The organism is Chitinophaga sp. W3I9 (assembly GCF_050434025.1).
Lineage (GTDB): Bacteria > Bacteroidota > Bacteroidia > Chitinophagales > Chitinophagaceae > Chitinophaga.
Genome location: NZ_JBNPWC010000001.1, coordinates 550,641 through 573,802, shown reverse-complemented (window position 1 = coordinate 573,802; position 23,162 = coordinate 550,641). Strand labels below are relative to the sequence as shown.

The window sequence follows — 23,162 nt, the reverse complement described above, 5'->3', positions numbered from 1 at the left end:
ACCAGAACCATATTTTTTCCTTAATCTTATATATGGCAAGTATTTATTTGATGCAGCACACCCAGGTGATCCCGGCCCAGCCGGAGGAGGTTTGGGACTATTTTTCCAACCCCAATAACCTGGCGCATATTACGCCTCCCGCTATGCGGTTCACAGTAACTTCTCCGCCTTATACCGGGCAGGTATACCCGGGACAGATCATCACCTATTTTGTATCGCCGGTAGCGGGTATCCCGCTGGAGTGGATGACCGAAATCACCCATGTGGCCTACCTGGATTATTTTGTAGATGAGCAACGGGTGGGGTCCCTACAGCATCTGGCACCATGAACATCATTTCCAGAAAGTGCCCGGTGGTGTGAAAATGACAGACCTGGTTCATTACCGGCTGCCTTTTGGCTGGCTGGGAAAGCTGGCCCACAGGCTGTTTGTAAGAAAACAGCTGGAGGACTTGTTCCGATACCGGTTTCAGGCCGTTGAAAAAATATTTGGCCCGCCTACTGCTGAGTAGTAATCGTTTTTGTTAAATGCTCACCACTGTAAAACTGGAAGGTGCTTTTGCCGGTTTTGGGAACGGCGCCCAGCCACAGGGGAACTGTACTGGCACTTCCCCTGCTGGGATTGGAAGTAGCCACGAAATGCAGTGCGGCATTATTGTTTACGTTGTCTGAGGTGGCAGATTCCAGTTGAATTTGTGTGCCATAGAATGTAGGCGGCATAGTGGCTGCCACTACGATATGGGTGCCAAAGTCGGGTTGATCGATGGTGTTGTTCATGGTTTTAGCCGCGCCAAACAGGCTGTCGAAAGAGGCCTGGTTATCAATGAGCCAGAAGGTAAGGCTGTCGTTTACTATAATGGTGTTTTTCAGGAAATAGCCGGAAATAGGTTTTACTTCGAGCTGGCTGTTGGGGTTTGCCTGTACATTTATGGAGGAATCACCGCCGGCGGCAGTGCTGTCGCTCCCCGTTTTTGTACCGCTGCTGGCGCAGGAAACAGCCGCCATTGTACAAACAGCAAGTACCATTAATTTAACATGCATGGGATATAGTTTTGATAATAACATTAATGGCCGGGAATAGTTGTACGGGAGATAGAATGAGGAGAGTTATATTGCCTACAGAATGGTTCCCGGTACCGATCATCCATGCCGTCCGGGTTTTCTGTGTATAGCTGATGGTGGCGCGGTTAGTAACATCAGCGGGGCATTGGGCACCTGGTATTCCCAGCCCCTGGCGGCTGGTAGCCGATCAGTTTATGAAAGAAGGTTTGGGTTTCTTTAGCGCCCGACCACGGCCCAGCACACCAAATACAAATTCCGGGTGGAAGCTGTACTTTTTTTCCGGGTTGTAGGAGGTAAGCCCGTGGGTGGCATACAAAGCGCCCGCATAAAGAATCTCTTCATAAAACCGGTATTAGTGTCAGAATACCTTGAATATCTCAAATGCGCTTCTTTCCAGCGCTTCGCGGTGATCCGGATGAGCAATACCAATGAGCGCCTGCGCCCTTTGCCGCAAATTTTTCCCCCGCAGATGGGCGATGCCGTATTCCGTGACTACATAATGTACATGCGCCCGGGTGGTAACCACGCTGGCGCCGGGTTGCAGCTGGGATACGATGCGGGAAATGCCTTTGGAGGTGGTAGACGGAATGGCAATAATGGGCTTGCCTCCTTCGGCGAGGGCGGCGCCGCGCATGAAATCCATTTGTCCCCCTACGCCGCTGTACTGCCTGAACCCAATAGAGTCGGCACAAACCTGTCCAAAGATATCTATTTCTATGGCGCTGTTGATCGCTGTTACCCTGGGGTTTTTGCGGATGATGGTGGGGTTATTCACGTATTCAACATCCATGAGCCGCATAATGAGATTGGTATCCATAAAATCGTATAGCCGCTGGCTTCCGATGGCAAAGCTGGAGATAAGCAGGCCAGGGTGTACGGCTTTATATTTACCGGTGATCACGCCGTTTTCCACGAGATCGATGATGCCATCAGAAAACATTTCCGTGTGGATGCCGAGATCTTTATGATTGGAGAGGCATTGCAAAACGGCGTTTGGAATACCGCCGATGCCCATTTGTAAAGTGGCGCGGTCCTCTATCAGGGAGGCCACGTGGCGGCCTATCTCCAATTCTGTGTGGGTGGATGGCCGGATGGTTTGGGCATAAATGGGGTAGTCTACTTCTACAGCGGCATCTATTCTTGAAATATGAATAACCCCATCGCCGAGTACGCACGGCATGCGGCGATTTACTTCTGCGATGATGATTTTGGCGGTGTCCACGGCGGCTTTGGAAACGTCGCAGGAAACGCCCAGGGTGCAGTAGCCGTTTTTATCGGGTGGGGAAACAGAAATGAGCGCCACGTCTATGGGTTGTTCGCAGGTACGGAAATACCTTGGTATTTCGCTGAGGAACATGGGAACATAGTTGGCCCTGCCTTCATTTACCGCCTGCCGGATATTTTTTCCTACGAAGAAGGCGTCTATTTCAAATGCGTGTGCATGTTCCGGGGATGCGTAAGGCGCCTCCCACTCGGTATGTATGCTAACCAGCCGTACCTTTTTCAGTTCATGGCTGCGGGCGGTCATGGCGTTCACCAGCTCCCGCGGCGTAGCTGCCGCGGTGTGAATAAATACGGTTTGGCCGGACTGGATCAGTTGTGCGGCTGCTGTGATCGAAGTGTAGGACATATGGTGATTATTTTCTTCAAAATTATCGTGCGGGAAAAAGAATAAAAATGAGCGTTGTCATGTTGTAATTTAAACTTTGTTGCGCTGATAAGTGTCAAGCCCAAGGGGGAATTGCCGTATCTGAGGCGCCTCTGCCGGGGCCATACCAGCTGGATTTGGGGCAGTAGTTATCCATTTTAGCTAACCATGTTGATAAATTCATATAGGTGTTATGACGTACACCTATTTTATTTCTATATATTAGCATTCTAAACCTGGTACACAATTTCTTTGCGGCGAGATTTGGCAAATATAAGTGAGCATATGCTCATTGAGCGGTTAATGATAGGGGATCCTGCGGCGAAAGAGCAGCTATATGACCGTTATGCCGGGGCCCTTTATAACATTGTATTACAGCTGGTACCAGTAAAAGAGCGAGCAAATGAAGTAATTGTAAAGGTATTTCTCTGGTCGTTCCAGCACATTGGAACATTCCGGACCTCGGGCCACCATACTTTATTTGCCTGGTTATTGCGCAAAACGAGAGAATTCGCCATCAAGGAGGCCCTGCCGGAAACCGCGTTAGCTGGCATGGAGCTGATGAAGCAGGAAGATGGCTTACTGCAGCAATTCTACCTGATGCTGCCGGCCGATCAACAACAGGTGTTCCGGCTTAGTTATTTTAAAGGATTATCAATCACAACGATAGCCCGTTTGCTGGCTTTGCCGGAGGGGCAGATAAATGAAATCCTGAAAGAGGCGATAAAGTCTTTCAGACAATTCTTAAAAAAGACTTGGAACTAAAATTTTACATAGAAAGCGGTATTATCGAGTCCTTCGTGTTGGGCCTGGCTTCTGAAGAGGAAGTAGAAGAGCTGCAGCACATGAGAAGGCTGTATCCGGAACTGGATACAGAAGTCGAATACGTTGAACGCCGCCTGGAAAGAGCCGCGTTTGATGAGCCCGCCATGCCGCCCGTGGAAATACGCGAACGGGTGCTGCAGAAGATCAGGTGGGAGGAGGGACATGCCTATTCAGATCCTTCTTCCAACTATACTTTTATCAACATTCAGCCAAAAGACGGCAGTCATATCACTGTTCACCGCTGGTGGAAGATCTTCTTTATTATCTTCTTTATCATGTCCAAGGTATTTCTTTTCCTGGCCATTTTTTATTACCTCAAGTATCGTATGTCGCAGGAGCAGCAGCGCAGCGACAACCTGCACCAGATGATCCGGCAGGAGCAAACGCAAAGCCACTTGTTATAATTTTCTATCCGGATTATCGTTATTTTAAAGATTTTACAATTTTGAGAATCCACCTGAAGTGGGTTTAACGTATCTATAGATATAGTATTTATTATTTATATTTCGTATCCGTTGGTTAAAGCGAAGGGTTTGAACATCAGTAACTATATAGAAAGCGGCATTATTGAGCGTTATCTGCTGGGACTTGCTTCTCCTGAACAGGAGGATGAATTGCTGCACCTGCGCCGTATATACCCGTTGCTGGACCTGGAATTCACCGCCGCAGAACTGCGTATAGAAGATAAACTGATGGAAGAAGGCGCCTTACCCCCGGTAAAAATAAAAGCTGCCGTTTTGCAGCGGATTAAGCCGGATAAGGACTGGACAGACCGTTCCCGGAGCAGTTATAACCCTTATGAGCATACGAATTTCCATCATACCTACATTCCCCTCGACTCTTTCTGGAATCGCCGGATCACGGTGAGCGTATGGTGGCGGTGCGCCTTTATTGCCCTCGCGGTAACCGCCATGGCCCTGGCAGCCAGCACCTGGCACTTCTACCACCGCGCCCAGAGGCTCGAAGAAATCCTGTTTAAGCTTAAAGTCCCTCCTGCAGCTTATCCCGCTCCTGTAACCCGTTAAGCGGGGATACTTTCATTTGGTACGTTTATTGCAAATGCTGAAATTGCCCCTGTATTCCGGCTGTTATAAAACCTTATCCGATAGCTGCGTGTTGAATACATTGGCATTTAAACACACAAACTAACTTCCCATGAGAAAATTTTCATTTGCAGCGTTATTAATGGCGATAGTTGCCGTTTTTGCATCTTCCTGCTCTCCCAAACAAGGTGTTACCCAAGACATTAATAAAGGCGCCGTAAAAGGTAACTGGGTTTTAACTGATATTAAATACGAAGGAATCCCTGAAAACGCCAAAGTAACTGTATTTGATGAAGCCAACGCCAAGTGCTTTATCGGTAGCCAGTGGATCCTTCCGGACAACTATGCCATGGGTTCCTACACGCTCACCTCAACAGATAATGGTTGCAGCGCAGTTACCCAGAAAATTGCCTGGTCGCTGACCAAAAGTGGCGGCGTAAGCATGTTCGGCTTCAAGAAACTGTACAGCGGCGATAAAGCAAAGAATGTAACCGAAGGTTACCGCATGGAAATTACCGGCGCGGGTAGCGTGATGACCTGGAGAGCGAACATCAGCTTCGAAAATAAAAGTGCAGCAATTATATATACCCTGCAACGTAAATAACCACTGTCACGCATCGTGTCAGCTCATTAAATGCAGCGGAGATCATGTTCTATGATCTCCGCTGTCTTTTTTTCAAAAGATGTATATTTAGATCATTAACCAGCAGTACTATGAGCACGCAACAGTCACAGATTCAGTTCCTGGCGCATGCAAGCTTCAGGATTACCACCCCCGAAGGTCATGTGATATTGATAGATCCCTGGTATACAAATAATCCTGCCCTGCCTCCCGGTTTAACAATTCCGGATAAGATAGACCTCATCCTTATCACACACGGGCACCGGGATCATCTCGACAGCAAAATGGTGGACATTATCCGTACCAGGTCGCCGAAAGTGATTGCCAATCCCATAGTGAGGTTTTATTTGCAGGAACAGGGCGTGCCCGATCATGCGTTTGAACCACTGAATGCCGGGGGTACCTTATCTGTAATGAATGTAAAAGTGACCATGACCAATGCCTTTCATTTTGCGCACATCAACCTGCCCGATGGTAAGATCGGTTATCCGCATGCCAGCAATGGATTTATTGTCTGGATGAGCGACGATATCTCTGTATATTATTCCGGAGACACGTCTGTGTTTGGCGATATGGAATTGATTGGGGAGATATATCAACCGGATATCGCCATTTTGCCTATCGGCGACCGTTTTACGATGGGCCCACTGGAAGCTGCATACGCAGCGCGTTTGCTGAAAGTAAAGCATTTGATCCCCTGTCATTACGGAACAATGCCCACCCTCACCGGTACGCCTGAGCAACTGCGGGCGCTGACAAAAGACCTGGACCGCTTACAGATCCATGAACTGAAACCAGGCGAAATACTGGGTACCGCCATGGTGAAGGCCGGCAATCATTAGTGAACAATTATGCCTTAAATCCTGATATATGTTACCCCTCAATACCAACCGACTGTTCATACATCCCTGCCGTTTACCACTGCTTACGGAGATATTCCTGGGGCATCCGCATGCCCGGGAAACGCTGCAGGCAAATATCCCGGAAAGCTGGCCACAACCCGACCTGAAAGAACAATTACCTCATTTTATTGAATTGCTCCAGCACGACCCCAGGTCGTTTCCCTGGATGCTCTGGATCATCGTAAATAAAGAAGAAGGAACCGTGATCGGGGACATTGGGTTTAAAGGCCGGCCCGATAAAAACGGCGTGGTGGAAATCGGCTATACGCTGCTGCCTTCCTGGCGCAAAAAAGGTTATATGCGCGAAGCCGCCACCGCATTGGTGGAATGGGCTTTCCGGCAACCTCATGTGAAAAAGCTCATTGCTGAATGCGACGTTACCAACACGGCATCCATGAAGGTGCTGCAACACCTGGGGATGGAAGAAGTGAAATCGCCCGGGGAAATGCTGCACTGGCAACTATTGAATAAATAGCGTAGGTACATGGCCGTTACTCCACCATGTTCTGTTTTGCAAAACGGATGAAGAGCTGGCAGAGCTTATCCTGTAAGCCCTGGAGATAGGTGAAGTGAAGTTTTCTCACCAGTTTGAAATTCTTTACCGGTAATATCCTGAATTCGCCCAGTTCCAGTTCGCGCTGCACGGCCTGTGAGGAAATAAAGGCTGCACAGGGCGAATGATGCAGGTAGGATTTAATGCTTTCAGTACTACCCATATACATGGCTACGTTCAGATCGGTGATCTTTAATTTCAGGCGTTTCAGTTCCTCGGTGATCACTTCCAGCGTGCCGGAACCATGTTCCCTCATCAGCAGGGGAATAGTTTTAAGATCGGCCGGGCCAAGCGGTTCGCCATTGCCATACTGATGCTTCATATTGCCGACCAATATAATTTCATCTTTCGCAAACTCCACATATTTCAGTAAAGGATTTTTAGAGCTGCCTTCAATGATACCCAGCTGAATACTTTTTTCAAATAACGCCTGTTCAATCTGTTCTGTATTTCCGCTGGTGAGCGATGTTTTTACATCCGGGTACCGCTGGTTGAATTTGGCCAACAACGGCGGGATCAGGTATTGCGCAATGGTAGTGCTGGCGCCTATGGGCAGCAGGCCACCCTGCATGTGTTTCAGCTGGTTTACATCATATTCCAGGTTGCGGTAATCGGTAAAAATGATTTCTGCGTGATGCATTACCAGCACGCCGGTGCGGGTAAGTTTTATTTTATTCCCGATCCTTTCGAACAACGCCATGCCCAGCTGCTGCTCCAGTTCATGAATATGTTTGGTAACAGCCGGTTGTGAAATATATAATTCCTCTGCAGCTTTGGTGAAGCTGAGACGCTTGGCGACGGTGTGAAATACCCTGAGTCTGAAATCGAACATGCACTAAAAATACAAAAATACCTTACAACTCAGGCGGCGTAAAACAGAAGTGTTTATAAATACCCTGGCCGCAGGACTCCAATCCTTATTGACGATCCGCATAAAAGGTAAAAGGCTGCATGTTGAAAAATATAACTCAAAAAGAAAACCCTGCACAGTATTGACTGTGCAGGGCTTAAAGATTTATGATTCAGTAACAGGTAATGGTTATGCTTTTTTCTTACCTGCGCTTTTATTGTTTGATTTGTAGCGCATATCAGGCGTTCCGTCTTTCTTTGTTGGTCCTGCAGGAGCTGCGGCTGTTTTGTTTTCTTTATATCGTTTATCCGGTGTGCCGTCTTTTTTTGTTTTAGTAGTAGCGGCTGGAGCGGGAGTAGCAGGTGTTGCTTTCTCTGCTTTCTTTTCTGTTTTTGGTTTTGCTTCTTTTTTGGCGGTGGCGGGTGTTTGAGCCATTGCTACGGTTAAACCCATGAACATGGCCAATAATCCGGTGAGGAACTTTTTCATATTAAATATGTTTTATGAAAATTAAGCTTTTCCCGGCATTGCTGTATCCGCTGTTGCTGTTTTTAAGCCAGATTTAATAATCAGTTTTTTTCCACCCACATGCCGTTTTCCCGGATCAGGTTTATCAGTTCGTTGACGGCTACATCGCTGTTGAGGCCACGTTTCACAATTTCCTTACCGCGGTAAAGGGTAATTTTGCCTACGCCGCTGCCAACATAACCAAAGTCTGCGTCGGCCATTTCACCCGGACCGTTTACGATGCAGCCCATGATGGCGATTTTTACGCCTTTCAGGTGATGGGTCACGGCGCGGATGCGGGCGGTAGTTTCCTGGAGGTCGAATAGCGTGCGGCCGCACGACGGGCAGGAGATATACTCCGTTTTGGAAATGCGGGTACGCGTAGCCTGCAGGATGCCGAATGAAATATTGTTCAACGTAGCATGCTGGCCGGGTTTTGAGGGTTTATTACTCAGCCATAATCCATCGCCGAAGCCATCGAGCAGCAGTGCGCCGGCTTCGGTGGCATGGTGGATCAGGTGTTCATCTGCCGAAGGCTGATTACTGATACTATGGATGATGACAGGTACCCTGATATTTTTATTGAGCAATAAGATAAACAGGCGCCTGATAGCCGCCATCGCATTGCTGCCGGAAGCGGTGGCCACAAGTACGGTGCCGGCAGCTACGGCGGGGTTACCCAGTTGCAGCAGCAGTTGTTCATGATGTTCGGTATCCAGGTGATTGCAGTCGAATTGTACAAAGTTGATACGGCCGATTTCCTGTTGTTCGCAGGCGGTTACATAATGACGGGCATCAAAGTAAGGCACCAGTTCCTGTTTATTGGCGATGCTCAGCCAATACTCCGCATCTATCACTACCCGCAGGGTGCCGGGCAGGCCGAAGGCGGGTAACTGTTTGCCGGTGTAAATGTAATCTGCGGCGGCATCCCCGATATTCCATTTATCGCTGGGCTCATCGTACGTATACCCGATGGCATTCAGATCGGCGGGCTGTAAGCCGTTGTTATCGCTGAAATCTGCCACTACCACCGGTACCTGCTTTTCGCCGGTATTCTCTACAGGCATGCTTTCGCGGCGTTTGTATTCGAAAGGGGAATAGGGGATATCTTTTACGGGCGGAATAGCCGTATAGTCGTTGCGGTTAGTATATCTTTTCACAATATCCTTACAAACCGGCAGTTCAAATTCAGGATCTTCTGTGAGGGAAACACGGATGGTATCACCTACGCCATCTTCGAGGAGTGTGCCTATGCCGATAGCAGATTTAATGCGGCCATCTTCCCCGTCGCCGGCTTCTGTTACACCGAGGTGCAGCGGATAGCAGTGGCCCAGTTCCTGTTCCATCGTTTGTACCAGCAGGCGGTAGGCCTGCACCATTACCTGGGGGTTACTGGCCTTCATGCTCAGCACTATATTTCGGTATTGCAGGTCTTCCGCAATGCGTAAAAATTCCATGGCACTTTCCACCATACCCATCGGGGTATCGCCGTAGCGGCTCATGATCCGATCGCTCAGGGAGCCGTGGTTGGTGCCTATCCGCATAGCGGTACCATATTCTTTACAGATTTTTACCAGGGGAGAGAAGCGTTCGCGGATGCGGTCTATTTCCTCAAGGTATTCGCTGTCGGTATAGTCGATTTGTTCAAATTTCTTTTTATCTACATAATTTCCCGGGTTCACCCGCACTTTTTCTACAATCCGGGCGGCTATTTCGGCTGCATTGGGCGTAAAATGGATATCGGCTACCAGGGGAGTCGTATACCCTTGTTTGCGTAGTTCGTTTTTGATGACCAGCAGGTTATCGGCCTCCTTTTTACTGGGGGCGGTGATGCGTACCAGTTCTGCACCGGCTTCGATACAACGGATGGTTTGCGCCACGGTAGCAGCGGTATCCATGGTATCGGTGGTAGTCATGGTTTGAATGCGGACCGGGTTAAAATTTCCGATGATAAGATCTCCCACCTTTACTTCCAGTGTGGCCAGTCGTTTGTATTCTGTCAGAGAGTTGCAATAAAGCTGCATACGTTGTTTTTGTTTTCCTGCGGAAGCAAAGTTAGTAAACCTGTGGTATAATAAAGCCGCAGCTTAAAGCTACATTAAATTCCACGAACGGCGGGCGCCAAAGGGCACAAATAGGGGATAAAAGTGTATTTTTGAGCCACTGTATGTTACTGAATAAAAGCATAGATATACCTTACCAGCAATTGCCCTTTTCCGGGCAGTTCAACGTAGCTTCCCTGGGCATGTTCCGCAATGAATTAACGGACCAGCCTCACCGCCATGATCATTTTCAGATTATATGGATCACCAAAGGGAAAGGACGGCACATGGTGGATTTCGTGTGGTATGAAGTGGAAGATGATATGATCTTCCTGCTTCGCCCGGGACAGGTGCATCAGCTGGATTGTGAGCGGGAAGGGTATTTCCTGTATTTCACGGAACAATTTTACTTTACCAATAAGCACGATAAAGAAACCCTTTACGATTTTACTTCGCTTTTCGATAACTGGCACGGATACGGGCCCATCAGTACCAGCGGCCATACCTCGGAGTCTCTCCTGGGGCTGATACAACTGATGAGCAGGGAAAAATCCTGCGCGCCTGCCGGCAGCTGGGGCATTGTGAAACATTACCTGAATGCCTTCCTGTTGCTGATAGAACGGGAAAAGAAACGCAATGCCGCGGAAACCATGATGCCGCTGGCGCACGACGCACGTGTTGTGCAGCTGCGCCGCCTGCTGGAACAACATTACCGCACAGAACACCAGGTAGCCTTTTATGCTGGCGCCTTTGCCCTCACCCCCAAAAGGCTGAACGAAATTACCAAAGAAACCACCGGTCGTACCGTCACCGAATTATTACACGACCGGATTGTGCTCGAATCAAAACGAAACCTGGCCTTCAGTCACAAAAGTGTCAAGGAGATCTGTTATGAGCTTGGATTCGAGGACCCTGCTTACTTTAGCCGCTTTTTTAAGAACAATACCGGTATCTCTCCCCAGGATTTCCGGGATATGATGTTCAAATAGTCCAAGTCAATAGCTGATTTGTCCTAACACCCGCCACTTACCCCGTTCTATATTTGCATTCTTATTTGTGAGCCCGCATCAGTCGGCTTTTAAGACGCTATAGATTAATATATGAACATCTGGAAACCGCTTTGCCTGCTGGTGATTGCAGGCTGCTGTTCGGTGGCCGTGATGGGTCAGCCCCGCCCGCTCACCTTACAGGAAGCACTACAAACAGGATTGAAAAATTATCAGTCCATCAAAGCAAAAGAAAACTATGCTAAAGCAGCTACAGAAAATATCAGTGCAGTAAAAAGAGAATACTTACCTGATCTGAACCTTGCCGCCCAGAATAGTTATGGTACCGTGAATGGTGAAAATGGTCCTATGTGGGGATATAAAGGCTGGACTACCGGCGCTTCCGGGCCGGCCCTGCCATCACAGAACTGGAATGCCGCCTTCGGTGGATTATACCTGGCCAATATCAGCTGGGACGTAGTCACTTTTGGCCGTCAGCACGCAAAAGTGCAGGCCGCGAAAGAACAATTGTATACCAACCAGGCCGACCTGGAACAGGAGAAATTTGAACAGCAGGTACGCATCGCCGGGGCATATCTTAACCTGCTGGCAGCACAGCGGTTGCGGGGCTCCATGGAATCGAACCTGAAACGAGCGCAGGATCTGCAGCATATCATTGTTTCCCGCGCATTGAACGGGCTCAGTGCCGGGGTAGACAGCTCCATCGCCAACGCAGAAGTATCCAAAGCAAAACTGACACTGGTAGACGCTGTGAATTACGAAAATGCACAAAGCAACAAGCTCGCGGAAATGATGGACGTGCCTGCGCAGGACTTTACACTGGATACCACGTTTATTACCAAGATACCTAACCAGCTGCTGGAAACGGTGTCTGCACAGGATTCTGTATCACTGAAGAATCAACCCTTGCTGAAACTGTTCAGTTCGCGCGTAACATTGAGTGACGCAAATCAAAAGCTGATCAGCAAAAATGCCATGCCGCGACTGTCCTTTATGGGTGTGATGCAAACACGCGGTTCCGGGTTTGACTACGACTACGGCGCTGCTAATCTCAGCCACTACAGCCAGGCATACTGGTCGGGCGCAAAGCCGCAGGTATCCAATTACCTCGTGGGCCTCAATCTTTCGTGGACGGTGACGGATCTGTGGCGCACACATTCACAGGTTGCCCGTCAACACTACACCACAGAAGGATTAAAAAATGAATACAATCAAACCTACAGCCGTTTGCAACATCAGCTGCAGCTGTCGGAACAACAGATAGATAATGCGGTGAAGAAATACCGGGAAGCGCCCATTGGCCTGAAAGCCGCCAGTGACGCCTTCCTGCAGAAAAGCACCCTGTATGAGAACGGTCTCACCAATATTGCCGACCTGGCCCAGGCACTGTACAATATTAACCGCGCGGAAACAGACCGGGATATTGCATACAATGGCGTGTGGCAGGCGATATTGTATAAATCCGCTACCGTAGGGGATCTGCAATTGTTTTTGAATCAACTGTAATTAACCGGAAAGCATCATTTCCTGAATATAACTGTATGAACCTGATTAAAACCGCATTACAAAAGCCGATAGCCATCATCGTGGTAGTGATGGGACTATTGTTTTTTGGTATTCAAGCAACGCGGGATATTAAAATAGATATCTTTCCGGATCTTAACCTGCCGGCTATATACGTATCACAGCCATATGGAGGGATGTCGCCACAACAGATGGAAGGCTTTATTGCCACCAACTACCAGAAACCTCTTCCTGTATGTAACCGGCGTAAAAGATATTGAGGCCAAAAATATCCAGGGCCTTACCATGATCAAGATCTCTTTTTACGAAGGGACAAACATGGCCCAGGCCGCGGCGGAAGTAACAGCGATGGCCAATCGTGCCTTTGCATCGATGCCGTCTGGTACGCAACCACCCTTTATTATCCGTTTTGATGCATCCACCTTGCCAATCGGTCAGCTGGCACTGAGCAGTCCCACACGCACCAATAATGAACTACAGGATCTGGCTATGACCGTCGTACGTCCGTCGTTCAGCCGGATTGCCGGGCTTACTTCACCTGCGCCTTTTGGCGGTAACTCCCGCACTATCGTGATCCATGTGGATCCGCAACTGATGCGCAGTCACCATCTTTCGGCGGACCAGGTAGTAGCCGCTATAAAAGATAATAACCAGATATCACCGGCCGGCAACGTGCGTATCGGCGATATCACTTATCTCACACCCGCCAACACCGTGATACGCACGGTAAAGGAATTTGAGAATATTCCGCTGGTAATGGGAGATGGCCCTACCGTATTTGTACGGGATGTGGCGAAGGTAGAAGATGCCGCAGACATCACCAGTAGCTACGCCGTGATCAACGGAAAGCGCTCTGTATATCTACCTATCATAAAAACTGCAGATGCCTCCACGTGGACGGTAGTAAATAACCTGAAGACAGCATTACCCAATATCCAGAAATTATTACCGGAAGATGTAAAGATTTCCTTTGTATTTGACCAGAGCGTGTATGTGATCAATGCCGTGAAAAGCCTTATCAGTGAAGGCGTAATAGGCGCTGTACTCACGGCGCTGATGGTACTGCTGTTCCTGGGCGACCGGCGCAGTGCCTATATCGTGATCATCACCATCCCGGTATCCATCATCATTGGCGTGATGTTGCTGAAGCTCTTCGGGCAAACGATCAACATCATGACGCTGAGCGGGCTGGCGCTGGCCATAGGTATCTTGGTAGATGAGTCGACGGTAACCATTGAAAACATTCACCAGCACCTGGAAATGGGGAAGCCAAAAGCCCAGGCAATCTGGCATGCGTGCCAGGAAATCGCCTTTCCAAAACTCCTGATCCTGTTGTGTATCCTTGCGGTGTTTGCGCCTTCGTTTACCATGAAAGGCGTGCCCCGTGCGATGTTTATGCCACTGTCGCTGGCCATCGGCTTTTCCATGATCGCTTCTTACCTGTTGTCGCAAACGCTGGTGCCCATTCTCGCCAACTGGATGCTGGATGCCAATAAATTCAAGCATCATGGCCACCCACATGTGCCTAGCAACGACGTGCATAAAACAGCCGGGTATATTGAAACAGAAATTGCAGATGAAAAGCAACACGCCAAAACTATTTCCGGCTTCGATCGCTTTAAGCTGCGCTTTATCGGCTGGCTGGAAACGCTGCTGAAAAGACGGAAGCTGGTGATTGGCGCCTACTTTATTGGGGTTATTGGTATAGTAGCGCTATGTATGAGTATTATAGGCCGTGATATTTTACCTAAACTGAATAACGGGCAGTTCCAGTTAAGGCTGAAAGAACCTACCGGAACGCGCCTCGAACGGACGGAAACCATGCTTATTAAATCCACGGAAATTCTGAAGGAGGTGGTCGGCGCCAAAAACATCGACATTACTTCTTCCTTCATCGGTACTCATCCATCGTCCTATTCTACCAACCCCATTTACCTGTTTATGGCTACGCCTAATGAAGCCGTGTTGCAGGTGAACATGAAAGAGGATTTTAAGATCAACATGGATGAGTTCAAAGAAAAGCTGCGCAAGCGGATCCATGAACAGATGCCGGAAGTGAAGATGAGCTTTGAGCCAATAGATCTTACCGATAAGGTAATGAGCCAGGGCGCCTCTACGCCGATTGAAATTGCCATCATGGGTAAAAATCTCAAAGAAAGCGTACCCTATGCGAAAAAGGTATTGGCAGAAATGAAGAAGATTCCCTACCTGCGGGACGTGCAGATCAACCAGGCGATGGATTACCCGGCTATCCGGATAAACATTGACCGGGAGAGGGCCGGACAGCTGGGTGTAAGCGTTACAGACATCGCTAAATCACTCACAGCTTCCACCTCCTCCAGCCGTTTTACGGAAAAAAATAACTGGCTGGATGAGAAAAATGCAACGTCTTATTTTGTTCAGATCTCCGTACCGGAAAATGAGATGTCGAGTATCAATGATATGGCCGCTATTCCTATCAGCAAAAACAACACCCGGCCTTCACTGGGGGATGTGGCTACGTTACAGCCGGATACCGTGGTGGGAGAATATGACCGTATCGGCGCCGTGAGAATTGTTTCTATTGGCGCCAATATTCACAAAAAAGACCTGGGCAATGCCTCTGCTGCTGTAGCAGCGGCCATCAAACGCGCCGGCGAGCCACCGCGTGGCATCACCGTAGAGAAGCGCGGTTTGATGAACCTGCTGAATGAAACACTGGATAGTTTACAGTCGGGATTACTGGTGGCCATTATTGTGATCCTGTTATTGCTGGCGGCTAATTTCCAATCGTTCAAAGTAGCGTTGGTGGTGGTGTCTACGATCCCCGCGGTACTGGCAGGGTCACTGATCATGTTGCTGATCACGGGTTCTACGCTCAACCTGCAATCATATATGGGGATTATTATGTCGGTGGGCGTGTCGGTAGCCAATGCGATCCTGCTGATCACCAACGCAGAGAAGCTGCGGCTGGAAAATCATGATGCCCGCAGATCTGCACTGGAAGGTACTTCTATCCGGCTGCGTCCTATCCTCATGACGAGCATCGCCATGGTAGCAGGTATGATCCCGATGGCATCGGGACTGGGTGAAGCGGGCGACCAAACAGCGCCGCTTGGCCGCGCGGTAATTGGCGGGTTGATAGCCAGCACTTTTGCTTCCCTGTTTATTTTACCGCTGATCTTCGCATGGGTACAGCAGAAGTCAACCGTGAAATCGGTATCACTGGACCCTGAAGATGAAAACAGCCCGTATTACGTCCCGGGAGCGGCACGCGTTTAACACAGGTATAACTATAATGACTAAACGACATATCAATATCATGAATATAAATAAATACAGCCTGTCGTATCGGGTCATGACAGCTGCTGCATTATTATCTGCCGGTTTGTATTTCACCTCCTGTCACAGTTCCCGGGCAGACGATGAAAATGAAAAAGAAGACGGAGGTGTTCAGGTGAAAATTATTCACCTGCAAAAAAGCCAGCTGGATGCATCCCTGAAATTACCCGGAGAAATAAAGCCGTTTCAATTTGCCGATCTCTATGCAAAGGTGAACAGCTATGTGAAAAATGTAAATGTAGATCTGGGCAGCCAGGTAACTGCCGGCCAGGTGCTGGCAACGCTGGATGCGCCGGAAATGAATACACAATTGCTGGAGGCGCAATCCAGGCTTCATACAAAGGAAGCGATGTTTCGCGCCAGTCGTGCCACGTACGACCGTTTGCTCAAAACCAGTAAAGTGCCGGGTACCATTTCCCCCAACGACCTGGATATGGCCTTTGAGAAAATGAGCGCCGATAGCGCGGAGTTGTTATCCTCCCGCTCTTCTTACCATGAAGTACAGCAAATGCTGGGCTACCTGGTGATCCGCGCTCCGTTCAGCGGAGTGATCAGTCAGCGTAATGTGCACCCAGGCACTTACGTAGGCCCTGCAGGTAAGGGTTCAGATAAACCGTTGTTCCGTTTGGAAGAACAGCAAAAACTGCGTTTGTCCGTGGCCGTGCCTGAGATCTATACAGATGATGCCCACCACGCCGGTGACGTGCGTTTTACCGTGAAGTCCTTGCCGGGAGACACTTTTACGGCGAAGGTAACCCGTATAGCCGGTAGCCTGGACGTAAAGCTGCGTTCTGAAATACTGGAAATGGATGTGGCCAACAAAGAAGCCCGCCTGCTTCCGGGTATGTATGCAGAAGTGCTGATGCCAATGCCGGGCAAGAAAGATGTGTACATCGTGCCTAAATCTGCCATCATCAGTAATTCAGAAAGGGTATTTGTGATTAAGTCGGTGAATAACAAAGCCGTGTGGATCCCGGTGAAGTGTGGAAATGAATCCAACGGCCAGGTGGAGGTTTTTGGTGATTTGTCCGACAACGACCAGCTGGTACAGAATGGCAGTGATGAAATAAAAGAAGGAACGCCGTTAACGGCAGTTGCAAAATAATGTGTGTTTAAAGGGGGGAAGTTGTTTGCAGGAAAAATGGATCAACAGGTAAATGAATCGTCAGAAAAAAACAGGAATCAACGGACAAAAGAATCATTTAACAGACTGTATTCGGCAAGGTAAAGAGTGACGGATAGCAGGCAAACATACTTCCCTGATGAATCAGGCAATACAGCGCTTCCGCAAGGGGCGCTGTTGCTTTAAAACACGAAGAGAATTGTTACGCCGCGTAACAATTGTAGGTTTAGGTAAAACGGCCGGAATATTCCTATTCCGGTTTTTTTATGCGCGTAGGTTGTCTCACTCAGGATTAGGAGGATTAGATGGATTGCTTTGAGTTTTTTAAAGGAATTTCATGGGATAAGCTGTTTTTACCTTGCCTTTTGTGATGGCCCGTAGTTTATTTTTCAGCAGCTTTTTTTTTAAGGGAGATAGATAATCGAGATAGAGTTTTCCGTTGATGTGATCATATTCATGTTGTATAACCCTCGCGATGTTTCCGCTGAAAGTGGCGGTGTGCTTTATAAAGTGTTCGTCCTGGTATTGTATTGTAATGGCAGCTCCGCGTGGCACATCTTCCCAGATACCCGGAATGCTGAGACAACCTTCTGCATCATAGGTGGTGTCTTCGCTGTACCACAATATTTCGGGGTTAATAAATACATTTTTAAAATCGTCTGTGGAAACAATGAAAAGGCGTACCGGCCTGTTCACCTGCGGTGCGGCCAAACCCGCTCCGTTAGCCCGTTCCAGTGTGGTCCACATATCACGGATCAGTTCCCCTGTGCCGGCTGTTGCGGGCGTAATTATTTCACATCGTTGTCTTAATATAGCGGCGCCATAGGCGATGATCGGCAGGATCATATTCTTTCTTTTCTGCAAAGAAATTCAGAAGGAAACAGCGGTAATAGTAAATTTTAGACACTTGTAAAATGGGTTGCTGGTTTATTCCTAATTTTGGATGGTTATGCCGGTAGATATTCTTGCACATCTTATTTGTCATCAGCCATCAGCGGCGGTGAGATCCTTGCCGCCATCATCTGCACTGTTGCGGGTGGTGGAATGCTATTGCTGGTATACACAGCTACACAACAGGAAAATATTGGCTGCGTTAGACGGGCACCCGGCGTTGGTATTTTTGCTGAACCGGCGTAGCGTCCAGTTTACCGGGCGGCATAACTTTACTATTAGTGAGGTTTTTTTCTGCAGCGGAATCCTGGAAAATACTTACCTCGAAGATATTACCCCCGGCGCCCGGTTACTGGTAGTAAAATTTACAGCAGATGGGTGGGCCTGGTTAAAGCCACTGCTGCCGCAAACGGACGGGCCATTGGCACCGTTACCGGCAACATGGCGGCCATTGTTACAGGAGATAAGAGCGGCCGGATCCCCGCAGCGACAATCCGGGGTGCTGAACGCATTCCTGGAGCGATGGATACCCCGCAACGTCATGGGTAATTACCTGCTTCAAACGGCGGCGATGATGATCCGGCAATGTGGAGGAAAAATAGCCGTAGCGGATATCTGTGAAGCCCTGAAAGTAAACTACAAATGGCTGGAACGGAATTTTCGTATGTCCACCGGCGTTACTCCCAAACACTATATCAGTAATATCCGTTTTTTGCATGCGTGGAGCGATGTGCATAAAGCGGCGCAGCCATTAACCGGTATAGCCCTGGATAATGGCTACTACGATCAGAATCATTTCATTAAGGCATATAAGAAATACACCGGCAGTGTACCTTCTGCGCCTAAATAAAACATCCCAAAGCGGGACTACCAGCTTTGGGATGTTTGATATGGAGAGGATGAAAATGTTACCAGTCTTTGTCTTTGGGTACAATCTGACCTTTTACTTTCTTCGCTTTGTCCTGCAATTTCTTTTCTTCCTGTGATAAAGCCTGCAACAGGCGTTCTGCTTCCTGCTTGCTCATCTTGCTGGGTTGTGGCTCCGGCTTCTGCTGATCCTCTTTGTCTTTATCGCCTTTGTCCTGGTCTTTATTCTGCTGGTCCTTGTTCTGGTCTTTGTTTTGATCCTTGTCTTTATCCTGTTGGTCTTTGTTCTGATCTTTATTTTTGTCTTTGTTCTGATCGTTTTTGTTCTTGTCTTTATTCTTGTCCTTGTCTTTGTTATCTTTTTTATCGTTGCCGCCGCCGCCTTGCTGTTGTTTTTTCAGCATGGCCTGGGCATAGGCGAGATTATAACGGGCATCCTCATCGGAGGGATTGACCTTCAATGCCTGTTTGTAGGATTTGATGCTTTCTTCCCATTTTTTGCCTTCCATGAAGGTATTGCCGATATTATAATCAGCGTCGGATTTGATGGCTGGTTTGCCACCCAGTTTCAGGCTGTTGGCATATTGCGCGCGTGCATCATCGTAACGTTTTTGCTGATAGAGGGAGTTACCTAGGTTATAACTGCCTTCGGCGGATTGGGCGTTTTGTTCCAGCGCTTTTTTGTAATTAGCTTCCGCATCGGTGTATTGTTGTTTTTTATACAGTTCGTTGCCTTTGCGGATATACTTATTGGAGCCGTTCTGCGCGAAGCCGGTAAGGCTGGCGAGCATTACTGCAATAAGGAAACTATATTTTATAAAAATGATTTTCATGAGTAATGAATTAAACTGCCGGTGATTCAGGAGTGCGCTTGAAGCGAACTTCAGGAATAAAAAATTCAATCAGCAGCAATGCCAGGCATACACCCAGGAAATACTGAAAATAACTGTTGTAGTCGGTGAATACGTTCTCTCCAAATTCTTTCTGCTCCATGCCGTCTATTTTACTGACAAGGGTATTTACTACGTCGTCGGTATTATTATCCAGGTGCTGATAAATGCCTTTGCCGGCGGCAGCAATGCCTCTGAGCTCCGCTTCATTCAGTTTGGAAATAACGGTATTGCCTTCCCTGTCTTTTTTATAGCTCCCGGTTTCCGGGTCCGGCAGGGGAGAACCCGCTACAGAACCGATGCCGATGGTATTGGTAACGGCGCCGTTCTCAAAAGCGGCTTTGGTACGCTGGATAGCAGTTTCATCATGATCTTCCCCATCAGAGATAATGATGAGGGCTTTATGCTTACGTTCTTTTTTGTTAAAAGCGTCGTCGGATACCTGTATTGCCTGACCAATGGCGGTACCCTGTGTAGGGATCATGTCCGGGGATACGGTGCTGAGGTACATTTTGGCAGCAGAATAATCAACGGTGAGGGGCATTTGCAGGTAAGCGTTACCGGCAAATACCACGAGGCCTACACGGTCATTATCCAGTTTATCCATCAGCTTACTGATGAGCTGGCGGGCGCGGGTAAGGCGGTCCGGCTGCACATCCGTAGCCAGCATACTTTTACTTACATCCAGCGCTATCATCACATCCACGCCTTTGCGGGTGATTTTTTCCATGCGGCTGCCTTTCTGCAGGTTGGCCAATCCAACTACGCCGAAGAAGAAAGCCAGGAAAATAAGCAGGAACTTTAATATAAACAGTTTGCGGGAGTAGCCGGTAAAGAGTTTTTCTACCAGTGCCTGATCCCCGATGCGGCGTATAGAGCGGCGTTTCCACCACGACACACCCAGGAAGGCCACCTGTAAAACCAACAGGAGCACCAGTGCCCATAAATATTCACTATGCTGAAATCGTAACATATTCGATTTTAAGATAACCGTTACCGGGAGTACACCAGGTAAGGTATCAAAAATAATTTTTTTGTCACGTATTGCAAGCTGTAGGAGTGGGGTTTTATCGTTTTTTTAACGATCCCGGTCCCCAGGGCCGGGCAGGGGAAGCCCGAATTGCTACATTTCGCCCTTAAAGTAACCGGCATCTGTGAGGATGTTTCTCAGGATGGCCATCCGTACTTTAGGAATATCCACTTTAGGATCTTCTGTTTCTATATTCAGCACAAAAAAGGTAGGGTGCCTGTTTTCTTCAATCCATCCTACTACCCATCCTAATTTTTTTACGTCGTTATAGTCCCATCCTGTTTTGTAAGACAGTTCATATTTCGGCGTTTTTTCCATGAGCATTACTTCCCGTACGGTTTTCATGGTTGTTTTTGCAAAAGGCAGCTGGTCGAAATAGAGTTTTTTTACAAAGCCCAGTTCTTCATCCGGTGAAATGAGCAGGGAGTTATCCAGCCAGAAAGTATCCAGGCGACTGATTTTCATATTGCCGTACTTAATGGAGTCGAGCCATAGTTGCATCGTTGGCTGGCCGATGCGCCGGGCTACTTCCTGAAAGTAGGGTACGGCCGATTGTTTAAACGCCTGGGCCATGGTGAGGTCCTGGTTCCATGCGGGAAACTGGCGGGTTACGCTATCCCAGCGGATTACCATGCTGGTATCTTTGATAACGCCGGTATGCAGGCCCACGAGCGAATTGAATATTTTAAAGGTAGATGCAGGCTGAAAGCGCTTTTTAGCCCTGTCGAGGTTATATACTTTAAAGGTGCCCTGGCTGTTGTTGAATAACATGAAAGTGCCTTCTACTTTGTATTCGGCAAAATATTTTTCCCAGTCTTGTTCTTCTTTTACATTATTCGGTGCGCAGGCAGCGAGGAACAGGCCAATCGCCAGCAACATCCAGCCAAATCGTTTCATCTGCATAATGATTGAGTAGTTATGAGGTGCAAAAGTAAGAATTACGGCGTAAGAAAAACGATTACGGGTTAGCAGGGAGATGGCAACCGAATTATTCCGGCGTCCATCTCCCCACTAACCCGCAGTCTTATTTAATCATACTCAGTCTTTATGCACCGGGTACGGCAGCAAGTCTTATTTAATCACGCCCAGTTCCTTACCTACTTTGGTAAAGGCGGCGATGGCCCTGTCGAGATGTTCCTGTTCGTGGCCGGCGCTGAGCTGTACGCGGATGCGGGCCTGGCCTTTTGGTACCACCGGGAAGAAGAACCCGATTACATAGATGCCTTCCTGGAGCAGTTTGTCGGCAAACTGGGCGCTCAGTACGGCATCATAAAGCATTACCGGAACAATCGGGTGATCGCCTGGTTTGATATCAAATCCGGCTTCTGTCATTTTGCTGCGGAAGTATTTGGTATTGTATTCCAGTTTATCTCGCAGGGTGGTGGTTTCGCTCAGCATATCCAGTACCGCGATGGAAGCACCGACAATGCTGGGAGCCACTGAGTTGGAAAAGAGGTAGGGCCGGCTGCGCTGGCGCAGGATGTCGATCACTTCCTTTGGTCCGCTGGTGAATCCGCCGGAGGCGCCGCCCAGGGCTTTACCGAGGGTGCCGGTAATGATATCTACCCGGCCCATTACACCACGGTACTCATGGGTACCGCGACCGGTTTTACCCAGGAATCCGGAAGAGTGGCTTTCATCGGACATTACGATGGCGTTGTATTTATTAGCCAGGTCGCAGATCTTGTCCAGCTGGGCAATGGTACCATCCATGCTGAATGAGCCGTCTGTAACGATGATCCGGCTGCGGCAGTCTTTGGCTTCCTGCAGTTTTGCCTCCAGGTCGGCCATATTGTTATGCTCGTAGCGGAAGCGCTGTGCCTTGCAGAGACGAACGCCGTCGATAATGGAGGCGTGGTTCAGGGCATCAGAAATAATGGCATCCTGTTCATTGAACAGGGGCTCAAATACGCCACCATTGGCGTCGAATGCCGCTACATATAAAATAGTATCTTCTGTACCCAGGAATTTGGAGATCTTTTCTTCCAGTTCCCGGTGAATATCCTGTGTGCCGCAAATAAAACGAACGCTGCTCATGCCATAGCCATGAGTATCAATTGCATCTTTGGCAGCTTTCACCACAGCGGGGTGTGACGACAGACCCAGGTAATTATTTGCGCAAAAGTTAAGCACGGTTTTGCCACCCACCTGTATTTCAGCTCCCTGCTCAGATGTAATAATGCGCTCTCTCTTGTACAGGCCGGCTTTATTGATATCGCCGAGTTCCTCCCGTAAACGGGTTATAAACTTCTCATTCATAAAAATTGCAATATTTAAAGTGGATCTACCAAAGTTATGGCAATAAATGTATTACGATTATTTATCGCGTAAATCAGTAACGACCGGATAAGCAAAAAGTTTGACCCAGGTGTAACATTTGCCCGCCGCCCTCCGTCATAGTACTATCATGATTATTAATGCCATGAAGTGGAAAACTGATAATTCACCCCTTTGGTA

Annotated in this window: 24 protein-coding genes; 14 read left to right on the top strand and 10 right to left on the bottom strand. The window is 48.3% G+C overall.

Going from position 1 to position 23,162, the window contains the following annotated elements:
* Nucleotides 1–32: 32 nt before the first annotated feature.
* Both QFZ51_RS02545 and QFZ51_RS02540 read left to right on the top strand, forming a co-directional pair.
* Nucleotides 33–329 (top strand): SRPBCC family protein, encoded by a 297-nt coding sequence (locus QFZ51_RS02545; protein WP_429042845.1) that lies wholly within the window; start codon nucleotides 33–35, stop codon nucleotides 327–329.
* Entirely contained in the window at nucleotides 289–510 is a 222-nt protein-coding gene (locus QFZ51_RS02540) for an SRPBCC family protein (protein WP_429042843.1), read from the top strand. Before QFZ51_RS02545 ends, QFZ51_RS02540 begins: the two co-directional genes overlap by 41 nt.
* Here the strand turns inward: QFZ51_RS02540 and QFZ51_RS02535 are convergent.
* Together QFZ51_RS02535 and QFZ51_RS02530 are read right to left on the bottom strand one after the other, a co-directional pair.
* Nucleotides 497–1,039 (bottom strand): hypothetical protein, encoded by a 543-nt coding sequence (locus tag QFZ51_RS02535; RefSeq protein ID WP_429042840.1) that lies wholly within the window; start codon nucleotides 1,037–1,039, stop codon nucleotides 497–499. The genes QFZ51_RS02540 and QFZ51_RS02535 overlap by 14 nt on opposite strands.
* Nucleotides 1,040–1,418: 379 nt before the next feature.
* On the bottom strand, nucleotides 1,419–2,690 hold the full coding sequence (locus QFZ51_RS02530; protein WP_429042838.1) for an acetyl-CoA hydrolase/transferase family protein: 1,272 nt from the start codon (nucleotides 2,688–2,690) through the stop codon (nucleotides 1,419–1,421).
* A 282-nt stretch (nucleotides 2,691–2,972) separates the two neighbouring features.
* On the opposite strand from QFZ51_RS02530, the gene QFZ51_RS02525 reads away from it, so the two are divergent.
* The 6 genes from QFZ51_RS02525 (at nucleotide 2,973) to QFZ51_RS02500 (ending at nucleotide 6,575) form a co-directional block, all read left to right on the top strand.
* Complete coding sequence (locus tag QFZ51_RS02525) at nucleotides 2,973–3,473, top strand: RNA polymerase sigma factor (RefSeq protein ID WP_429042836.1); 501 nt, start codon at nucleotides 2,973–2,975, stop codon at nucleotides 3,471–3,473.
* Nucleotides 3,464–3,937 carry a hypothetical protein gene (locus tag QFZ51_RS02520; RefSeq protein ID WP_370908725.1) on the top strand — a complete coding sequence of 158 codons (474 nt, stop codon included), beginning with the start codon at nucleotides 3,464–3,466 and terminating at the stop codon, nucleotides 3,935–3,937. The genes QFZ51_RS02525 and QFZ51_RS02520 overlap by 10 nt, the downstream gene beginning before the upstream one ends.
* Before the next feature lie 129 nt (nucleotides 3,938–4,066).
* Nucleotides 4,067–4,558, top strand: a complete 492-nt coding sequence (locus QFZ51_RS02515) for a hypothetical protein (RefSeq protein WP_429042834.1) — start codon at nucleotides 4,067–4,069, stop codon at nucleotides 4,556–4,558.
* Nucleotides 4,559–4,688: 130 nt separating this feature from the next.
* Entirely contained in the window at nucleotides 4,689–5,180 is a 492-nt protein-coding gene (locus QFZ51_RS02510) for a hypothetical protein (RefSeq protein WP_370908723.1), read from the top strand.
* Nucleotides 5,181–5,290: 110 nt separating this feature from the next.
* Entirely contained in the window at nucleotides 5,291–6,040 is a 750-nt protein-coding gene (locus QFZ51_RS02505; RefSeq protein WP_429042833.1) for a metal-dependent hydrolase, read from the top strand.
* A gap of 28 nt (nucleotides 6,041–6,068) precedes the next feature.
* Nucleotides 6,069–6,575 carry a GNAT family N-acetyltransferase gene (locus QFZ51_RS02500; RefSeq protein WP_429042830.1) on the top strand — a complete coding sequence of 169 codons (507 nt, stop codon included), beginning with the start codon at nucleotides 6,069–6,071 and terminating at the stop codon, nucleotides 6,573–6,575.
* Nucleotides 6,576–6,591: 16 nt separating this feature from the next.
* Here the strand turns inward: QFZ51_RS02500 and QFZ51_RS02495 are convergent, their stop codons facing one another.
* From QFZ51_RS02495 to ispG, 3 genes are all read right to left on the bottom strand, one after another.
* Complete coding sequence (locus QFZ51_RS02495) at nucleotides 6,592–7,485, bottom strand: LysR substrate-binding domain-containing protein (RefSeq protein WP_370908720.1); 894 nt, start codon at nucleotides 7,483–7,485, stop codon at nucleotides 6,592–6,594.
* 207 nt (nucleotides 7,486–7,692) lie between these two features.
* Nucleotides 7,693–7,992: a hypothetical protein gene (locus QFZ51_RS02490; RefSeq protein ID WP_370908719.1), complete on the bottom strand. Its 300-nt coding sequence runs from the start codon at nucleotides 7,990–7,992 to the stop codon at nucleotides 7,693–7,695.
* A gap of 80 nt (nucleotides 7,993–8,072) precedes the next feature.
* Complete coding sequence (gene ispG / locus QFZ51_RS02485) at nucleotides 8,073–10,034, bottom strand: (E)-4-hydroxy-3-methylbut-2-enyl-diphosphate synthase (protein WP_429042828.1); 1,962 nt, start codon at nucleotides 10,032–10,034, stop codon at nucleotides 8,073–8,075.
* A 143-nt stretch (nucleotides 10,035–10,177) separates the two neighbouring features.
* Between ispG and QFZ51_RS02480 the strand changes: the two genes are divergently transcribed.
* The 5 genes from QFZ51_RS02480 (at nucleotide 10,178) to QFZ51_RS02460 (ending at nucleotide 17,009) form a co-directional block, all read left to right on the top strand.
* Nucleotides 10,178–11,041: a helix-turn-helix domain-containing protein gene (locus QFZ51_RS02480; protein WP_370908717.1), complete on the top strand. Its 864-nt coding sequence runs from the start codon at nucleotides 10,178–10,180 to the stop codon at nucleotides 11,039–11,041.
* Between the two features lie 111 nt (nucleotides 11,042–11,152).
* Nucleotides 11,153–12,565, top strand: coding sequence for a TolC family protein (locus tag QFZ51_RS02475; protein ID WP_429042826.1), 1,413 nt, complete (start codon nucleotides 11,153–11,155; stop codon nucleotides 12,563–12,565).
* A 35-nt stretch (nucleotides 12,566–12,600) separates the two neighbouring features.
* Nucleotides 12,601–12,843 (top strand): efflux RND transporter permease subunit, encoded by a 243-nt coding sequence (locus QFZ51_RS02470; RefSeq protein WP_429042823.1) that lies wholly within the window; start codon nucleotides 12,601–12,603, stop codon nucleotides 12,841–12,843.
* A complete protein-coding gene (locus QFZ51_RS02465) occupies nucleotides 12,788–15,844 on the top strand; it encodes an efflux RND transporter permease subunit (RefSeq protein ID WP_429042821.1) in 3,057 nt (1,018 codons plus the stop codon). The genes QFZ51_RS02470 and QFZ51_RS02465 overlap by 56 nt, the downstream gene beginning before the upstream one ends.
* Before the next feature lie 40 nt (nucleotides 15,845–15,884).
* Nucleotides 15,885–17,009 (top strand): efflux RND transporter periplasmic adaptor subunit, encoded by a 1,125-nt coding sequence (locus QFZ51_RS02460; protein ID WP_429042818.1) that lies wholly within the window; start codon nucleotides 15,885–15,887, stop codon nucleotides 17,007–17,009.
* A gap of 342 nt (nucleotides 17,010–17,351) precedes the next feature.
* On the opposite strand, the gene def is transcribed toward QFZ51_RS02460, so the two are convergent.
* Complete coding sequence (gene def / locus QFZ51_RS02455) at nucleotides 17,352–17,873, bottom strand: peptide deformylase (protein ID WP_429042815.1); 522 nt, start codon at nucleotides 17,871–17,873, stop codon at nucleotides 17,352–17,354.
* A 103-nt stretch (nucleotides 17,874–17,976) separates the two neighbouring features.
* Here def and QFZ51_RS02450 point away from each other — a divergent pair, with 103 nt between their 5' ends.
* Entirely contained in the window at nucleotides 17,977–18,768 is a 792-nt protein-coding gene (locus QFZ51_RS02450) for a helix-turn-helix domain-containing protein (RefSeq protein WP_429042813.1), read from the top strand.
* A gap of 58 nt (nucleotides 18,769–18,826) precedes the next feature.
* Here the strand turns inward: QFZ51_RS02450 and QFZ51_RS02445 are convergent, their stop codons facing one another.
* From QFZ51_RS02445 to kbl, 4 genes are all read right to left on the bottom strand, one after another.
* Nucleotides 18,827–19,618: a tetratricopeptide repeat protein gene (locus QFZ51_RS02445; RefSeq protein ID WP_429042810.1), complete on the bottom strand. Its 792-nt coding sequence runs from the start codon at nucleotides 19,616–19,618 to the stop codon at nucleotides 18,827–18,829.
* 10 nt (nucleotides 19,619–19,628) lie between these two features.
* Nucleotides 19,629–20,648: a VWA domain-containing protein gene (locus QFZ51_RS02440; protein ID WP_370908712.1), complete on the bottom strand. Its 1,020-nt coding sequence runs from the start codon at nucleotides 20,646–20,648 to the stop codon at nucleotides 19,629–19,631.
* Nucleotides 20,649–20,798: 150 nt separating this feature from the next.
* Nucleotides 20,799–21,602 carry a class D beta-lactamase gene (gene blaOXA, locus QFZ51_RS02435; RefSeq protein WP_429042808.1) on the bottom strand — a complete coding sequence of 268 codons (804 nt, stop codon included), beginning with the start codon at nucleotides 21,600–21,602 and terminating at the stop codon, nucleotides 20,799–20,801.
* Nucleotides 21,603–21,776: 174 nt separating this feature from the next.
* Nucleotides 21,777–22,964, bottom strand: a complete 1,188-nt coding sequence (gene kbl / locus QFZ51_RS02430; RefSeq protein ID WP_429042806.1) for a glycine C-acetyltransferase — start codon at nucleotides 22,962–22,964, stop codon at nucleotides 21,777–21,779.
* Nucleotides 22,965–23,162 lie beyond the last annotated feature (198 nt).

Coding starts and splice junctions, on each gene's coding strand:
- QFZ51_RS02545 (WP_429042845.1), top strand. CDS start 33: ATGGCAAGTATTTATTTGATGCAGCACACCCAGGTGATCCCGGCCCAG.
- QFZ51_RS02540 (WP_429042843.1), top strand. CDS start 289: ATGAGCAACGGGTGGGGTCCCTACAGCATCTGGCACCATGAACATCAT.
- QFZ51_RS02535 (WP_429042840.1), bottom strand. CDS start 1,039: ATGCATGTTAAATTAATGGTACTTGCTGTTTGTACAATGGCGGCTGTT.
- QFZ51_RS02530 (WP_429042838.1), bottom strand. CDS start 2,690: ATGTCCTACACTTCGATCACAGCAGCCGCACAACTGATCCAGTCCGGC.
- QFZ51_RS02510 (WP_370908723.1), top strand. CDS start 4,689: ATGAGAAAATTTTCATTTGCAGCGTTATTAATGGCGATAGTTGCCGTT.
- QFZ51_RS02505 (WP_429042833.1), top strand. CDS start 5,291: ATGAGCACGCAACAGTCACAGATTCAGTTCCTGGCGCATGCAAGCTTC.
- QFZ51_RS02500 (WP_429042830.1), top strand. CDS start 6,069: ATGTTACCCCTCAATACCAACCGACTGTTCATACATCCCTGCCGTTTA.
- QFZ51_RS02495 (WP_370908720.1), bottom strand. CDS start 7,485: ATGTTCGATTTCAGACTCAGGGTATTTCACACCGTCGCCAAGCGTCTC.
- QFZ51_RS02490 (WP_370908719.1), bottom strand. CDS start 7,992: ATGAAAAAGTTCCTCACCGGATTATTGGCCATGTTCATGGGTTTAACC.
- ispG (WP_429042828.1), bottom strand. CDS start 10,034: ATGCAGCTTTATTGCAACTCTCTGACAGAATACAAACGACTGGCCACA.
- QFZ51_RS02480 (WP_370908717.1), top strand. CDS start 10,178: ATGTTACTGAATAAAAGCATAGATATACCTTACCAGCAATTGCCCTTT.
- QFZ51_RS02475 (WP_429042826.1), top strand. CDS start 11,153: ATGAACATCTGGAAACCGCTTTGCCTGCTGGTGATTGCAGGCTGCTGT.
- QFZ51_RS02470 (WP_429042823.1), top strand. CDS start 12,601: ATGAACCTGATTAAAACCGCATTACAAAAGCCGATAGCCATCATCGTG.
- QFZ51_RS02460 (WP_429042818.1), top strand. CDS start 15,885: ATGAATATAAATAAATACAGCCTGTCGTATCGGGTCATGACAGCTGCT.
- def (WP_429042815.1), bottom strand. CDS start 17,873: ATGATCCTGCCGATCATCGCCTATGGCGCCGCTATATTAAGACAACGA.
- QFZ51_RS02450 (WP_429042813.1), top strand. CDS start 17,977: ATGCCGGTAGATATTCTTGCACATCTTATTTGTCATCAGCCATCAGCG.
- QFZ51_RS02445 (WP_429042810.1), bottom strand. CDS start 19,618: ATGAAAATCATTTTTATAAAATATAGTTTCCTTATTGCAGTAATGCTC.
- QFZ51_RS02440 (WP_370908712.1), bottom strand. CDS start 20,648: ATGTTACGATTTCAGCATAGTGAATATTTATGGGCACTGGTGCTCCTG.
- blaOXA (WP_429042808.1), bottom strand. CDS start 21,602: ATGAAACGATTTGGCTGGATGTTGCTGGCGATTGGCCTGTTCCTCGCT.
- kbl (WP_429042806.1), bottom strand. CDS start 22,964: ATGAATGAGAAGTTTATAACCCGTTTACGGGAGGAACTCGGCGATATC.